A 14999-nucleotide genomic window follows, 5' to 3' on the forward strand; every position below is an offset into this window, starting at 1 on the left:
ACTCGAATTATTTTGGGCATATTTGGGTATAGATGGATGAAATCAGTCAAATATTCGCTTTTTCTGATCCTGGGTTTTGCATTGCTTTACCTGCTGCCATTGGAATTTCGCGCGCTCTGGCAACCGGATGAAACGCGCTATGCGGAGATAAGCCGGGAAATGCTGGCAGCGGGGAACTGGATTGTCCCGCATTTTCTGGATGTACGTTATTTTGAGAAACCTGTTGCCGGATACTGGATCAATAACCTCAGCCAACTGATCTTCGGCCATAACAACTTTGCGGTACGTTTTGGGTCCGTTTTCTCCATTACGCTCAGTGCGCTAATGGTGGCCTGGCTGGCATTTCGTTTATGGCGAGATAAAACAGTCGCAGTGCTCTCAGGTGTCATATTCCTGACCTGCCTGCTGGTTTACGGTGTCGGCACCTATGCGGTTCTTGACCCGATGATCACACTCTGGCTGGTGGCTGCTATGTGCAGTTTCTGGTGGGCGGCAAATGCGCAAACGACGGCGGCAAAAGCAGGGGGCTATTTGTTGCTTGGCCTCGTTTGCGGCATGGGGGTTATGACAAAAGGTTTTCTGGCGCTAGCCGTCCCAGTATTAGGCGTGTTGCCGTGGGTGATTGCACAAAAACGCTGGAAAGAGGTGCTGTTGTTCGGGCCACTTGCAGTATTGAGTGCGACTGTCATTACCTTGCCATGGGCACTGGCTATCGCTAAAGCGGAGCCAACTTTCTGGCACTATTTCTTCTGGGTTGAGCATATCCAACGCTTTGCTGAGAAAGATGCGCAGCATAAAGCGCCATTCTGGTATTACATCCCGTTCCTGATTGCCGGATGTTTACCGTGGGTTGCTTTGTTACCTGGCGCGCTAAAGCGTGGCTGGCAAGAGCGCAAAATAGAGAGCGGAACGCTTTATGTCCTGGGTTGGGTGGTCATGCCGCTGCTATTTTTCAGTATCGCGAAAGGTAAGCTGCCAACCTATATTCTGCCGTGCTTCGCACCGCTGGCTATCTTGCTTGCACGCCACGCGACACAACTGGCTGCATCTGCAAAAACGCTAAAAGTGAATGGCTGGATTAACACTGTTTTTGGTGGGATTTGTACGCTGGTTATCCTGTTGGTGCTGGCACCATGGGGGCTTGCGAAACATCCGGTCTATGCCAGCAATGAAGTACTCAAAGTGATTCAGGCCAGCATCGCGTTTCTGGTTTGGGCACTGGTGGGGTATTTCACCACGCGCAACCACGCGAAACTCTGGCAGTGGGCCGCACTGTGTCCACTTGGCCTGGCACTACTGGTTGGCGGGGTTGTTCCAGACAAAGTTATCGATTCTAAACTTCCGCAGCCCTTTATCGATGTGGTACGCCCGGAACTGGAGAGCAGCCGCTACATTCTTGCCGACAGTGTTGGCGTTGGTGCCGGCATTGCCTGGGAGCTAAAGCGTGATGACATTACGATGTATGCAAAACCAGGTGAGCTGAACTACGGCCTGACAAACTTCGCTGATGCCAAAGATAACTTTGTCTCTCGCGAAGACTTTGCCAAGTGGCTGGCAACTCACCGTAAAGAAGGGAATGTTTCTTTGGTTATGTTGCTGTCGAAAAACAAAGTGCCAGAAGATAATGATGTACCTGCGCCAGACCAACTCTATCGCAAAGGGCGCTTTGTTCTCTTCTTCTACGAACAAACGCCATGAGTTATTTGCTGATTGTGCTGGCCAGCCTATTGAGTTGTGGAGGCCAGCTTTGCCAAAAACAGGCCACCTGGCGGCCAGGTCGCCGCCACTTATTCGGCTGGCTGGCATTAAGCGTTACGTTACTCGGTTGCGCTATGCTGTTGTGGTTGCTGGTATTACAGCGCATCCCCGTCAGCGTGGCCTACCCGATGCTAAGCCTGAATTTCATCTTTATCACTCTTGCTGCGCGCTTTATCTGGCGTGAGGTTGTTTCGCTTCGCCATTGGTTGGGGATTTTGTTGATTATCGTTGGGATCTCCATTCTGGGAGGTGCTGCCTGATGGGCTACTTCTGGGCATTGATGAGCGTGCTGTTAGTCAGTTGCGCGCAGCTCATCATGAAATGGGCGATGATGGCACTCCCCCGGTTGAAAAGCACGACGAACTGTTTGCCGCTTTTATGAGTGCAACCCCTGGCGCGCAAGCGTTGCTAGTCGGGTTACTTGCCTACGTCTTTTCAATGGCTTGTTGGTTTTTTGCATTGCGGCAAATAGCGCTGAGTAAAGCTTACCCGCTACTGAGTCTAAGTTATGTTCTGGTGTGGGCTGCGGCCATTTGGGTTCCGTGGCTGGGCGAGAGTTTCAGTATGGGCAAACTTGTCGGCGTGAGCGTGATTTTCCTCGGATTGTTGTTGGTTTGTCTGCCAGAAAAAAATTGATTACGCGTATATGCTTTTTCCTTCTAATTGATACCTTTTTGGTTTTATAAACCATAACAGGCATCCTGCTATAGTCGTTTCATTACACATTGGCAGTTATTTTTTAAGGAAAAAAGCGTGCGATTGACGATACCTCACTTACGGATTGGGGCTGTCTTGTTGGCAGGTTTGATGCTGGCGGGCTGTGACCAACAAAGCAGTAATGCGAAACATATTAAAGTCGGTGTGATTAACGGCGCAGAGCAGGATGTGGCTGAAGTCGCGAAAAAAGTCGCTAAAGAGAAGTATGGCCTGGATGTGGAATTGGTCGGTTTCAGCGGTTCATTGCTACCAAATGACTCCACCAACCATGGTGAGTTAGATGCCAACGTTTTCCAGCATCGCCCATTCCTCGAGCAAGACAACAAAGCGCATAACTACAAATTAGTGGCCGTGGGTAATACCTTCGTGTTCCCAATGGCCGGTTATTCGAAAAAGATTAAGACGGTAGATCAGCTACAAGACGGTGCCACTGTTGCAATCCCGAATGACCCAACCAATCTGGGGCGTGCTCTTCTGCTGCTGCAAAAAGAAAAGCTTATCACCCTGAAAGAGGGTAAAGGACTGCTGCCGACCGCGTTGGATATTACTGAAAACCCACGCCATCTGAATATTATGGAGTTGGAAGGGGCACAGCTACCACGCGTGTTAGACGATGCGAAAGTTGATGTGGCGATTATTAGTACGACTTACATCCAGCAAACAGGCTTGTCACCGGTGCATGATAGCGTCTTTATCGAAGATAAAAACTCGCCATATGTGAACATCCTGGTTGCACGTGAAGACAACAAAGATGCGGAAAATGTGAAAGAGTTCCTGCAATCTTATCAGTCACCGGAAGTTGCGAAAGCGGCTGAAACTATCTTTAATGGTGGGGCCGTTCCTGGCTGGTGATCACTGAAACCATTGGAAAAAATAGTAGATTGATGGGCTGTTGCTAACAGCCCATTTTGTTATTTACGACCCAGCAAGAAGCCAAATACCACACCAACCGCCGCGGCAATCGCTAAACCGGCAATAGGGTTGGTTGACACCTGATCCCGCACATTATCTGTTGCATCTCTTACTGCGTAACTGGCTTGCGACGCATACTTTCTGGCCGCACCCTTAAATTCATCATCAGGGTTATTGGTATGTCTGCCATATAACTCCCTGGCAGTGCCTGCTGCTTCGTTGAGTTTGTCTGTTGTTTTGTCAAACATGCTGAGCTCCTTAGATTTAATTGCGCAACTAAGTGTAGTTGAGAGAATCGGTCTGAAATGTTTTAAACCGAGAATTCAGACAATGAGAAAAAAGAGGTATTTTGAACGGGTGTAAAGTCAGTGGAGGAGGTGAACTTGTTAAATTCTGAGGAACTACAACAGCTTTATACCCGGACCAGTGAGAAAGCTCTCGCTAAGTGGAAAACGCATCCCGATATCGGGCGAGTGCGTGAAGAGGCTTTTTACGAGCCACATAAGCTTGCGATTACGAGCGGAATACAGCCCGCGCTGACTCCGCCATTGAGCCAACTTCTGCATGAGTTACATGAACTTGTAAATAACGACTCGCTCGCTGATGTTATGCCTTACACCGGGCTGCATTTTACTTTTTTTGCTATCACAATGCCGCTTTATCAGTTCCGCGATATATCGATGCTCGATCAGCAATTACCGGCTATTTTCTCCGAACATGCGCAGAACCTGGTTGCCACTATTAGCAATCTGCGGCTGGTGGCGTTACCTAATCAATTGCTGATTGCAGGAACACCAGACGTCGAAAGTCAGTCGGCTAAAGCAGCCTTTGCGCGCCAACTGCTGGATTCGCCCTGGCGTGAGAAGTTACGTGACCGACATGGTGACATCCCGTTACCCCCGCCGTTCTGGCACAGCACACTCTTACGCTATCAGGCAGAGTTTATTCCTCAACGCTTCAGAGACTATTTTCTTGCCCATCAATCCCATAATTACGGCAATGTTACTGCGCAAGTTCAAATGGCATTTACCAATTACAACTGGACGGAAGTTCATAGCGTTAGCGGTGATTAATCAAGATGGCAGGAAAAACTGGCAACTGCACCTTCGCGCAGTTGCCATTTTTTAGAGGCAGAAAGACGTATCAAATTAACTCGGGCAACCCTTTCAGGAGTTTATCGAGCGTAACGGGATAATCTCTCACCCGCACACCTGTCGCGTTATAGACGGCATTGGCGATGGCAGCACTTACGCCACACAACCCCAGCTCACCGACACCTTTGGCTTTCATGGGTGAGGAGACCGGATCGGCATCGTCGAGGAAAATCACCTCCTGCACGGGGATATCGGCATGTACCGGTACTTCGTAGCCAGCAAGGTCGTGGTTAACGAAATAACCTAGTCTAGTATCGACGGCTAGCTCCTCCATTAGCGCAGCCCCAACCCCCATCGTCATCGCACCAATAACCTGGCTGCGGGCTGTTTTAGGGTTAAGTATTCGGCCAGCAGCGCACACTGCTAACATTCGGCGAACGCGCGTTTCCCCGGTTGCAATATCCACTCCGACTTCAACGAAATGCGCTGCAAAAGTGGATTGCTGGAATTTTTTTTCGAGCTCACCAAATTCGATGTCATCCTCAACCGTCAGCGTCCCTGTTGCAGCAGCCTCATTAAGAGGGGCTGAGCGCTCACCTATGCGTATTTGTTCATGACTAAACACCGCCTGTTGCGGATCAAAGCCCAGTTTGTTTGCCACGGCCTCGCGCAACTTCACACAAGCAGCATAAACCCCAGCCGTTGAACTATTGGCACCCCATTGACCGCCTGAACCTGCCGAAACCGGGAAATCTGAATCCCCCAACCGCACCACGACTTTTTCAAGCGGCACGCCCAACATTTCAGCGGCTGTCTGGGCAATGATGGTGTAACTGCCGGTGCCGATATCCGTCATATCGGTTTCAACGGTGACGATGCCTTGTGCATCAAGATGAACGCGCGCGCCCGATTTCATCACCAGGTTGTTACGAAAACCTGCCGCAACACCCATGCCGACAAGCCAACGCCCATCGCGGATTTGTGCAGGCTGAGCGTTGCGCTGCTTCCAGCCAAAGTGGTCGGCTCCGGTACGCAGGCATTCAACCAACTGGCGGCGTGAAAAGAATCGCTCAGGGTTTGCAGGGTCAACCTGGGTATCGTTGAGAATGCGAAACTCAACCGGGTCGATACCCACTTTTGCTGCCACCTCATCAATAGCGATTTCCAGCGCCATCAATCCCGGCGCTTCTCCAGGTGCGCGCATGGCATTGCCTTCTGGCAGGTCAAGTTTTGCCAGACGCAGCCCGGTATGGCGGTTGGCACCGGCATACAGCAACTCGCTTTGCTGAACGGCTGTTTCCGATGGGCCTCCAGCAAGATTACCTGACCAACTCTCATGTGAGATTGCGCTAATCCGCCCGGTGTTATCCGTGCCGATGCGAAGATGTTGAATGGTTGCCGGGCGGTGAGTGGTGTTATTGGGAATAAAGGGTCTTTGCAAAGCAATTTTGACGGGGCGTTTTGCCGCGCGAGCACCAAGGGCCGCCAGCAGCGCATCGCTACGTAAGAACAGCTTCCCACCAAAACCACCGCCAATATAAGGCGAAAACACCCGTATATTTTCTTTGGCGAGCTTCAGGGTTTTTGCCAGGTCACTACGACACCAGTCAATCATCTGATTGGAAGTCCATAGGGTTAGTTTATTTCCATCCCACGCAGCCATTGAGGCGTGCGGTTCCATCGCCATGTGGCTTTGATCCGGGGTGGTGTAGGTGGCATCAAACTGCACCGCACAAGCGGCAAAGGCACTGGCAAAATCACCGGTTGATTTGTCAGGCTCTTCTTCAGTTGCTGTGGTAACGCTGGGTTTTTCCTCGGCAAGATTGTATGCACCCTGTTCGCGGCGGTAATCGACCTTAATCAATTCTGCCGCCGCACGAGCTTGCTCGAAGGTTTCTGCGACCACCACGGCAATGGCCTGGTGATAGTGTTCAATCGTCGGGCCTGCGAGTAGCTTTGCCGGGTTTTTTTCACCCTTTCCAAGCGGGCCGGCATTATCCGCCGTCACAATAGTTATCACGCCCGGGGCATTGCGCGCTGCTTCTAAATCAATTGAGTTGATATGCCCTTTAGCAATGGCGGAGCCCACCACATAGCCATATGCCACATTGGCTGCTTCGTTATGCCATTCGTAGGCATAGTGAGCAGTGCCGGTCGTTTTCAGGTGGCCATCAATACGGTCATGGGGCTGCCCAACAACGGTGAGCTGGTCTATTGGGTTATCTTTTGCCGGAGTATCAAATTTCATTGGTTTATCCCCGTGCTTGCATTAATACCGAGGCGAGCGTGCGCTGCGCCAGTATCAGCTTGAATTCGTTTTCAGGAGTAGGGCGCGCATCAGCGAACAGCCTTTCATAAACGCTCTGGCTACCGTTGCTCAATTGCCGGTCAGCTTCTTCAAGCCGCCACGGTTTGTGCGCAACACCACCAAGAGCGACACGTCCGGTTCCATCGGGCTGCACAATGGCGGCAACCGAAACCAGAGCAAAGGCGTAGGAGGCGCGGTCTCGAACTTTGCGGTAGATATGAGTGCCGCCCAGCGGTGGAGGCAAGGTAACGGCGGTGATCAATTCACCTGAAGTCAGTGCCGTCTCCAGATGTGGCGTGTTACCCGGTGCACGATAGAAATCTGCCAACGGGATTTTGCGCACCTGGCCGTTCGGGCTGACCGTCTCTACCCCAGCATCAAGCAGGCGCATGGCGACGGCCATATCGCTGGGGTGGGTTGCGATACAGGCTCGACTGGCCCCGACCACCGCATGTTGGCGGCTAAACCCCTCAAGAGCGGCACATCCACTGCCGGGAAGCCGCTTATTACAAGGTTGGTTGGTATCATAAAAGTAGGGGCAGCGAGTGCGCTGGAGCAAATTACCGGCAGTGGTTGCCTGATTACGCAGCTGGCCTGACGCGCCCGCGAGCAGCGCTCGGGAAAGTACCGCATAGTCGCGACGAATACGCGAATCTGCCGCGAGATCTGTATTGCGTACCAGCGCGCCAATGCGCAGGCCACCTTCGTCCGTCGGCTCAATTTTGTTCAGCGTAAGAGCGTTCACATCAATCAAATGGGTTGGCGTCTCTATTTCAAGCTTCATCAAATCAAGAAGATTCGTGCCCCCGGCAATAAATTTGGCACCAGGATTACGCTGGGCGCTCGCTGCCGCTTCGGCCGGGGTTTTCACTCGCTCAAAAGTAAAAGCTTTCATGATTTTTGCCCCCCGGCGACATCTTCAATGGCTGCAAGAATGTTGGAATAAGCGCCGCAACGGCAGATGTTGCCGCTCATACGTTCACGTATTTCTTCTGCGGTGGCCTGAGGGGGGAATTCAAATCGGAGGTGACGTGGCTTGGAATGCCCATTTCGAGCTCTTTGAGGACCATAACAGAGGAGCAAATTTGCCCTGGAGTGCAGTACCCACATTGAAAACCGTCATGCTTGATAAAGGCGGCCTGCATAGGGTGTAAGTTATCCGGTTTACCGAGACCTTCAATGGTGGTGATTTCGGCATCCTGCTGCATCACGGCAAGGGTCAAGCAGGCGTTTATCCGGCGACCGTCAACGATAACCGTACATGCGCCACACTGGCCGTGGTCGCACCCTTTTTTGGTCCCGGTAAGGTGCAGGTTTTCGCGCAGCGCATCCAAAAGTGTGGTTCGTGTATCAACGTCCAGTTGGTGGGATTCGCCGTTAACATTTAACGTTACGCGCGCTAATGCAGGCGAGGGAGTGGTGGCGTTCGCGCCCGCTCCAAAAGCATGAGTTGGCGTCATCGCCACGGTTGCGGCCGACACAACACCGACCTTGAGAAGCTCCCGCCTTGTCAGGCGAAAGCCAATATATTCAATATTAAGGTAGTGATTACCGCTCCTGTTGCTGCTTGCACTATACAAGTGCCTTTTATTCGCTTCATGGTCATGGTTGCTCATACCGCCTCCAGTGTTCGAAAGATTGCATCAGGAAAATGGAACTCTCTGCGATGCTCAAATTTTTATAACGAACTATTAATCATAGACGGCGCAGGCGTTGGGATTATTCCTGAATTCTGCAAAGAGGGGTGAGGGAATGAATAGGGGCGGCGGTAGTTTCCGGGGCGAGAAAAATCAGCTAGTTATTGCATTTCGGTGGTTTTGCTGGTCTGGCAACTAGCTACCTTTAAAAAAGGCAGCTAGTTCGTTTTTACGGATATCCTCAAGAGACTTCCTGTTCCGCAATGATCAATTCCACTTTTTCCTGTTCCAGAAGCTGGATAAAGGTGGCGGGTGGATTAACATCGGTAAAGAAGGCTTTTACTCTGCGCGCATTGCCAATGGCAACTGCGGCAGATGCGTGGAATTTAGTATGATCAGCAACCAGGAGTGTATGCCTGGCGTGCGTCATCATTGTTCTGGCAATCGTTGCTTCATTGACATCAAATTCCAACAGAGTGCCATCGCTTTCTATCGCACCAATACTGGTTATCAGGTAGTCGGCTCTGAACCCTTCAACAAAACTCACTGCACTTGGGCCCACGATACCACCGTTGTGCGAGCGTAACGTTCCTCCTGGTACCATCACTTCGATGTCCTGGTTCTTATACAAAATTTGTGCAACGCGTAGGCTGTTAGTAATAATTCTGAGATCGCGACGCCCTAACAGGGCCACTGGCAATCGCTTCAACCGTAGTGCCAATGGTGATAAAAACCGTACATCGTTCGGGAATGTAATCGGCAATCGCTTCCGCCATTGCCTGTTTTTCTTGCGTGAGTGAGAGTTCTCGCTGCTCGAAGGCAGTGTTCATCACGCTGGAAACTCGGCCCGCTCCACCATGATGGCGGGTAATCAAGCCTTGTTCGCTAAGCTTTCGAATATCGCGTCGCACCGTTTGTGTAGAAACATCCAGCAATTGTGCAAGATCTTCAATATTCATATATCCGCGTTCAGCAATATAGTGAACGAGCTGATCGTGCCGTGGATTACCGGTTAGTTCAGTGATACTCATGAACACTCCTGTTTGATTCCCTATCAGTACGCACTATTTTACGCACAAATTGACAAAAATGATTCGGTTTGCTCACGATTAGGAATACCAGCGCGCCCGCCCGGCTGAGTACACTTCATCGCAGCTACTGCACTGGCAAAGCGAATAGACTGATCTATAGGCCTTTTTTCTGCAAGTGCTGCAGCAAGTGCACCGTGAAAGACATCCCCCGCTCCCGTGGTATCAATGACATTCACAGAATAAGCCGGAAGGTGACACAAACGCTCATCATCCATCCACTGCGTGCCTTCTGCACCTTGAGTGACATACACGCTGCCATCAGTACTCTTTGCTGCTTTTTTGAGGCCTTCACAGGCATCGGAAATACCCGTCATTCGGCATAAGCCTGGAGCGGAAAAGACGGCATGGTCGGCAAGAGCCACTAATGGCGTAATATCTTGTTGCGTGACGTCTGCATCAAGTAACGTAGCAACTCCCGCCTGATGCGCCAGAGTAAACGCAAGCAGTGTTCCGTCATGCCAACGGACATCACCCAACACCATGTCGTAAACAGAAAAATCTATGCTTTCAATCCATTTAGCATCCATCGGCAAATCAGGGCTTGGGTAGTTAATGATGATACGTTCACCCTGTTGGTCCACCAAAATGGCTGATTGTGATGAGCGGGCCTGTGGATATTGACGGCAGTAGCGTGTATTCACGCCAAAACTGTTCAGCTCTGAGATCAGCGTATTTCCGCAACTATCGTCACCCACCCGGCCAATGAAATCTACTTCCACCCCTAATCGCGCTATCGCGACAGCCGCTGTAGCGGCGGGGCCACCTCCTGTTTCGAAATACTGTTGTGCCTGATATTTCCCACCTCCAGCCGGCAGGGCTTTGATTGAATAAATACGATCCTGAACGGCGATCCCTATACATGCAATTTTGGTCATATTTGTCTATTCCATTGTGTCGTTGTCATTGTTTACTCATTTTAATGACATAAATGATCAAATTGGTGATGCATGTCTGGTTTTTAACCATAAATTACAAATATGCTCAAAAACAGACGGAAATGGTTCTTAGGTGTGTTTATTTTTACTCACTCAATGCAGGAGATGATGAATGACAACTATCGCTTTTCTCGGACTCGGTCAAATGGGATTTCCCATGGCCAGTAATTTGGTTAGCAAAGGGCATAGCCTGAAGGTTTTTGATCTAAATCCACATGCAGTCGAGCAACTTGTCAGTGTGGGGGCCGTTGCGGCACTTACACCTGCGGATGCCGCGCAGGATGCAGAGCTGGTAATTACTATGCTGCCCAATGGTGACATCGTCAGGCAGGTATTGATGGGAGATAAGGGGGTCTGTGAAACCCTTTCATCTGATGCGCTGGTTATTGATATGTCCACTATTCACCCCTTGCAGACCGATGCACTTATTGCGCAGATGAAAGAAAAGGGATTTTCCATGATGGATGCGCCAGTAGGCAGAACATCCATCAATGCAAAAGATGGCACTTTGCTCATTCTGGCTGGGGGTTACCCGGATCAGGTCGAACGTGCCCGCCAGGTATTGCTATGTATGGGGTCGGAAATTGTTGAGGCCGGTGGGCCAGGAATGGGGATCCGCGTGAAACTCATCAACAACTATATGAGCATCGCATTAAATGCTCTCTCGGCCGAAGCTGCAGTGCTGTGCGAGTCGTTAGGTCTGGATTTGAACGTGGCAATTAAGGTGATGAGTGGGACCGCTGCCGGAAAAGGTCATTTCACAACAACCTGGCCGGGCAAAGTCCTGAAAGGCGATCTTTCTCCTGCATTTATGGTTGATCTGGCATTAAAAGACCTGCGAATCGCTATTGATGTCGCGCAACAAACAGGTGCTCCACTGGGGATGGGGGCGGTTGCCGAAACCTATTACCAGGCTGCAACACAATCTGGGCGTGGGCGACAGGACTGGAGCGCTCTGTTATCCGAAGTTCGCGAAATGTCCGTGCGTGTAAACAAACATTAATTTTTTTGATAATTATCAGGAGTTCTTATGTCATCCCAGAAAACCCCATTTAGCCTGCAGGATATTTCGCGACCAGACGGCGGATTTGCCATGTTAGCCGTCGACCAGCGCGAAGCCATGCGCTTAATGTTTATTGCAGCAGGTCAGCAGAAACCTGTTGCTGATAGTGTACTTACCGATTTTAAAGTTGCTGCAACGCGCATTCTTTCACCGTATGCCTCTGCGGTGTTGGCAGATAAACAGTATTGTCTTGATCAAATTGTCGAACAGCGTGCGGTTGCCGATTCGTGCGGCTTGATTGTTGCCGCAGACCACTTTGTCCCCGGCAATGGTATTCCTGTCGACAGTGTAGAAATTGATTACACCATCGATCCTCATACTGCCCGAGCTATGGGGGCAAAAGCGATGAAGTTATTAGTGCTGTGGCGTGAAGATGAAGAGTCGCAGACACGACTACAAATGGTGGATGACTTTGTGGCTCGCTGCCGCAGTGCAGGTCTTGTGAGTATTATCGAACCCGTTGTTCGCCCGCCACGCCGCGGATGGGCATTCGACCGCGAAGCAGCCATTGTTGCCGCGGCGGCAGAATTAGGAAGTACTGGAGCTGACTTGTACAAAGCCGAGATGCCAGCGGGTGGCAAAGGAGATGAAAAAACACTACTGGCAGCCTGCCAGAAGCTCAACGATCAAATGTCCATGCCTTGGGTCATCCTGTCATCGGGTGTCGAAGCGGATATATTTGGCCGTGCAGTACGTATTGCGATGCAGGGTGGGGCTTCAGGTTTCCTCGCCGGACGTGCGGTATGGGCATCTGTCATTGGTGCAACTGATCCACAAACGATGCTGCGGGATGTTTCTGTACCTCGTCTTCAGAGACTGGCTGAAATTGTTGATGAAGGTATGTCTCAGCGTTAATCCCCGCAGTTCAAATGTGTTTGGAGAACGGTAATGGATAAGATAACTCAGGTTTTATTTTCAGATATCGGCAAAGTCACAACCGAATACCTGGAGCTGCCGCATCACGAACTAAAGGCGCATGAAGTTCGTATCGCACCCGTTTTTTATGGTATTTGCGGATCAGATTTGCATGTCCTCAAAGGGGGGCACCCTTTCGCTAAACCACCTGTTGTTCCTGGACATGAAATTGCAGCGAGAGTCACGGAAGTGGGAAGTGGCGTGACGAATGTGAGTCCAGGGGACCATGTAGTTGTCGACCCTATTATGGCCTGTATGGAATGCCGTGCCTGTAAGGCCGGTCGTTTTAATCTGTGCGAGCCACCGCAGGTTGCAGGTTTCAGGGCTCCAGGTTTTGCTCGCTCACAGCATATTGTTCCGGCAAGAAATTGCCATGTTGCTCCAGCCTCGCTGCCGTTAAAGGTACTGGCTTTTGCAGAACCAGCAGCCTGCGCGCGTCACTGCGTCAATCGTATGCCAGAAAATTCACTGGAAAGCGTGCTGGTGATAGGCGCGGGTACGATTGGACTCTCCATCGTTCAGGCGTTGCGCATTATGGGGGCTGAGAAAATAACGGTCATCGAACCTGATTCATCAAAACGTGCCCTGGCACTGAAACTAGGGGCAGCGGAAGTGTATGCACCGGGTGAGTTGGAGAGTTCAGTCCGCTTTACCGGAGCCATTGATGTTGTAGCCGCACAGACCACCCTCAATGATGCCTGTACGCGTGTATATGCTGGTGGCACGGTGGTTTGTATGGGGGTTCCTGCGGGTCCTCGCGAAATTCCTCTGCCAAGTATGCAACGTTTCGAACGTGATCTCTTGAACTCTGGAATGTACATACCTGAGGATTTCGATGTGGTTATCAAATGGCTGGCGGAAGGGTTGTTCGAAACTAGCGAGTTGGTAACGGATCTTTATCCAGTTAGTGAAGCGGCTCGAGCGTTTGAGCGTGCTCAGCAAAACGATTCCATCAAAGTCATGCTGCAGTTTGCTGACGAATAAGGCTCACGGCCTCTGTAGGCGCTGTACTATTGCGGCGCCACCCTGATAACAATGAAAAAGGATAACGTGATGTCACAAATCACCAGTCCTGCGCCTTATATAATCAGCAGACCACAAGATGTAATTGATATTGTTAATAAAAACTCTGCTATTAATACAAGCGTAGGTGTTATTTTTATTGCTCTTGGCGGTATCTTAATTGATGCCTACCAGGCGGCAATGGTTGGATTTGGAAACAAATACATTGCGGTGCAGTTCGGTATTTCTCCCGGACTTGCGGCAACCGTCAATGCTTCCGTACTTATAGCTGCGCTAATTGGTGGCTTGCTCGCAAATCGAGTGATTAATCGATTTGGTCAGCGTCGTGCTTTTTTGATTGGTATGGCACTGTGTACTTTAGGGGCCGCAGCAGTAGCCATCGCTCCCAATATCTGGTGGGTTCTTGTGTGCCGGGTTGTAATGGGATTTGGGTTGGGGATCGACTTTCCTCTTGCTACCAATGCGGTAGCTGAGCTTAGAGGGTCATCCTCGAAGAAAACAGGCTCCTCGGTCAATTTGTGGCAAATGGCGTGGTATGTCTCGACAACAGTGGTCTATCTCGTTTTGATGCTGTTCTTTATGTCGGACATTGCAGAAGCTGATTTGTGGAGGTACGGGATTTTTGCGGGTGCTATCTTCGCAGTTATCATCATGATTTTTCGCTATTTCTTTATTGGTGAATCGGCAATGTGGGCGGCGCGAGTCGGGCGATACGATGAAGCTTGTTCGATTTTGCGTCACCGCTATGGTGTTCAGGCAAGTGTTGGGACGACAGTGTCTGGTCAACAAGCCTCAAGCACAGAACACAAAATTCACGGTGGTTACGGCATTTTATTTAATAAACGCTACCGTAAAAGAACCATCCTCGGATGCGTGGTTGCCACCATGCAAGCCTGGCAGTACAACGCTGTGGGCGTCTATCTACCATTAACACTAGCGGGTATTCTCTCCGGTGGATTGGCTGGTGCACTTTCTGGTTCAGCTGTGGTAAATGCTCTTTGTGGAATTACCGGTGGATTAATCGGTTCGCTTGCCCTTCAACGCCTTGGTACTCGTCGGCAGTCTATGTATGGTTTTATCGTCGTAACACTTGCGCTGCTGGCACTCGGAGCACTGGCGACTGCAAGCCCATGGCTTTCTCTTGGGCTATTAGGTTCGATAATCTTCTTCCATTCTGCAGGCCCTGGCGGTTTAGGAATGACCATCGCGACGCTCTCTTATCCACCTAGCATTCGCCCGACTGGCGTAGGTTTTACTCGCGCCATCATGCGCACAGGAGCGATTGCTGGATTGATTATTTGGCCAATGTTGTGGGGTACTCTGAAAACCGATGCTTTTTATTGGTTGGCAGCGGTTCCGTTTATCGGGTTTGTGACTTGCCTGCTGATTAAGTGGGAACCATTGGGAGCAAACGTAGATGCAGAAGACGCAGAAGTATTAAGTGAGCTGGAACAAAAATAACACTAAGCGCCGGTATACCGGCGCATTGCTTACCTCTATCTACTTGTGAATAGCAATTTCACATTTTTCTCACCAACTGGAGAGG

General features: G+C 50.5%; 12 protein-coding genes and 3 pseudogenes. 9 read left to right on the forward strand and 6 right to left on the reverse strand.

Going from position 1 to position 14999, the window contains the following annotated elements; translation table 11 throughout:
- Positions 1-36 precede the first annotated feature (36 nt).
- The 4 genes and pseudogenes from arnT (at position 37) to nlpA (ending at position 3327) form a co-directional block, all read left to right on the forward strand.
- Complete coding sequence (gene arnT / locus AC0IXI_RS10590) at positions 37-1698, forward strand: lipid IV(A) 4-amino-4-deoxy-L-arabinosyltransferase (RefSeq protein WP_471682376.1); 1662 nt, start codon at positions 37-39, stop codon at positions 1696-1698.
- Positions 1695-2018 carry a 4-amino-4-deoxy-L-arabinose-phosphoundecaprenol flippase subunit ArnE gene (gene arnE / locus AC0IXI_RS10595; RefSeq protein WP_471682377.1) on the forward strand — a complete coding sequence of 108 codons (324 nt, stop codon included), beginning with the start codon at positions 1695-1697 and terminating at the stop codon, positions 2016-2018. The genes arnT and arnE overlap by 4 nt, the downstream gene beginning before the upstream one ends.
- Positions 2015-2394 (forward strand): annotated as a pseudogene (gene arnF / locus AC0IXI_RS10600) (4-amino-4-deoxy-L-arabinose-phosphoundecaprenol flippase subunit ArnF). Before arnE ends, arnF begins: the two are co-directional and overlap by 4 nt.
- A 117-nt stretch (positions 2395-2511) precedes the next feature.
- Positions 2512-3327, forward strand: coding sequence for a lipoprotein NlpA (gene nlpA, locus AC0IXI_RS10605; RefSeq protein WP_064511797.1), 816 nt, complete (start codon positions 2512-2514; stop codon positions 3325-3327).
- Positions 3328-3386: 59 nt separating this feature from the next.
- On the opposite strand, the gene AC0IXI_RS10610 is transcribed toward nlpA, so the two are convergent.
- Positions 3387-3635, reverse strand: a complete 249-nt coding sequence (locus AC0IXI_RS10610; protein ID WP_064511796.1) for an ElaB/YgaM/YqjD family protein — start codon at positions 3633-3635, stop codon at positions 3387-3389.
- Between the two features lie 135 nt (positions 3636-3770).
- Here AC0IXI_RS10610 and AC0IXI_RS10615 point away from each other — a divergent pair, with 135 nt between their 5' ends.
- Positions 3771-4460, forward strand: coding sequence for a hypothetical protein (locus tag AC0IXI_RS10615; protein WP_413498998.1), 690 nt, complete (start codon positions 3771-3773; stop codon positions 4458-4460).
- Positions 4461-4530: 70 nt separating this feature from the next.
- On the opposite strand, the gene paoC is transcribed toward AC0IXI_RS10615, so the two are convergent.
- From paoC to AC0IXI_RS10640, 5 genes and pseudogenes are all read right to left on the reverse strand, one after another.
- Entirely contained in the window at positions 4531-6729 is a 2199-nt protein-coding gene (gene paoC, locus AC0IXI_RS10620) for an aldehyde oxidoreductase molybdenum-binding subunit PaoC (RefSeq protein ID WP_471682378.1), read from the reverse strand.
- A 4-nt stretch (positions 6730-6733) separates the two neighbouring features.
- The gene (locus AC0IXI_RS10625) at positions 6734-7684 is read right to left on the reverse strand and encodes an FAD binding domain-containing protein (protein ID WP_471682379.1); all 951 of its coding nucleotides are present in this window, start codon (positions 7682-7684) and stop codon (positions 6734-6736) included.
- A pseudogene (gene paoA, locus AC0IXI_RS10630) lies at positions 7681-8405 on the reverse strand (aldehyde dehydrogenase iron-sulfur subunit PaoA). Before paoA ends, AC0IXI_RS10625 begins: the two are co-directional and overlap by 4 nt.
- Before the next feature lie 262 nt (positions 8406-8667).
- A pseudogene (locus tag AC0IXI_RS10635) lies at positions 8668-9457 on the reverse strand (DeoR/GlpR family DNA-binding transcription regulator).
- Between the two features lie 38 nt (positions 9458-9495).
- Complete coding sequence (locus tag AC0IXI_RS10640) at positions 9496-10392, reverse strand: PfkB family carbohydrate kinase (RefSeq protein WP_134182226.1); 897 nt, start codon at positions 10390-10392, stop codon at positions 9496-9498.
- 172 nt (positions 10393-10564) lie between these two features.
- Here AC0IXI_RS10640 and yihU point away from each other — a divergent pair, with 172 nt between their 5' ends.
- The 4 genes from yihU to AC0IXI_RS10660 all read left to right on the forward strand — a co-directional run bounded on the left by yihU (position 10565) and on the right by AC0IXI_RS10660 (position 14914).
- On the forward strand, positions 10565-11455 hold the full coding sequence (yihU, locus tag AC0IXI_RS10645) for a sulfolactaldehyde 3-reductase (RefSeq protein WP_424221893.1): 891 nt from the start codon (positions 10565-10567) through the stop codon (positions 11453-11455).
- A 27-nt stretch (positions 11456-11482) separates the two neighbouring features.
- Positions 11483-12370: an aldolase gene (locus AC0IXI_RS10650; RefSeq protein WP_471682380.1), complete on the forward strand. Its 888-nt coding sequence runs from the start codon at positions 11483-11485 to the stop codon at positions 12368-12370.
- Between the two features lie 33 nt (positions 12371-12403).
- On the forward strand, positions 12404-13414 hold the full coding sequence (locus tag AC0IXI_RS10655; protein ID WP_410370127.1) for a zinc-dependent alcohol dehydrogenase: 1011 nt from the start codon (positions 12404-12406) through the stop codon (positions 13412-13414).
- Between the two features lie 69 nt (positions 13415-13483).
- Entirely contained in the window at positions 13484-14914 is a 1431-nt protein-coding gene (locus AC0IXI_RS10660) for an MFS transporter (protein WP_410370128.1), read from the forward strand.
- Positions 14915-14999 lie beyond the last annotated feature (85 nt).

It is taken from the genome of Buttiauxella sp. AC038 (assembly GCF_979253565.1).

Excerpts from the sequence above, each read along its gene's own strand:
- paoC (WP_471682378.1), bottom strand. The coding sequence starts at position 6,729 with ATGAAATTTGATACTCCGGCAAAAGATAACCCAATAGACCAGCTCACC.
- AC0IXI_RS10660 (WP_410370128.1), top strand. The coding sequence starts at position 13,484 with ATGTCACAAATCACCAGTCCTGCGCCTTATATAATCAGCAGACCACAA.
- AC0IXI_RS10655 (WP_410370127.1), top strand. The coding sequence starts at position 12,404 with ATGGATAAGATAACTCAGGTTTTATTTTCAGATATCGGCAAAGTCACA.
- arnT (WP_471682376.1), top strand. The coding sequence starts at position 37 with ATGAAATCAGTCAAATATTCGCTTTTTCTGATCCTGGGTTTTGCATTG.
- AC0IXI_RS10640 (WP_134182226.1), bottom strand. The coding sequence starts at position 10,392 with ATGACCAAAATTGCATGTATAGGGATCGCCGTTCAGGATCGTATTTAT.
- AC0IXI_RS10650 (WP_471682380.1), top strand. The coding sequence starts at position 11,483 with ATGTCATCCCAGAAAACCCCATTTAGCCTGCAGGATATTTCGCGACCA.
- AC0IXI_RS10610 (WP_064511796.1), bottom strand. The coding sequence starts at position 3,635 with ATGTTTGACAAAACAACAGACAAACTCAACGAAGCAGCAGGCACTGCC.
- yihU (WP_424221893.1), top strand. The coding sequence starts at position 10,565 with ATGACAACTATCGCTTTTCTCGGACTCGGTCAAATGGGATTTCCCATG.
- AC0IXI_RS10625 (WP_471682379.1), bottom strand. The coding sequence starts at position 7,684 with ATGAAAGCTTTTACTTTTGAGCGAGTGAAAACCCCGGCCGAAGCGGCA.
- arnE (WP_471682377.1), top strand. The coding sequence starts at position 1,695 with ATGAGTTATTTGCTGATTGTGCTGGCCAGCCTATTGAGTTGTGGAGGC.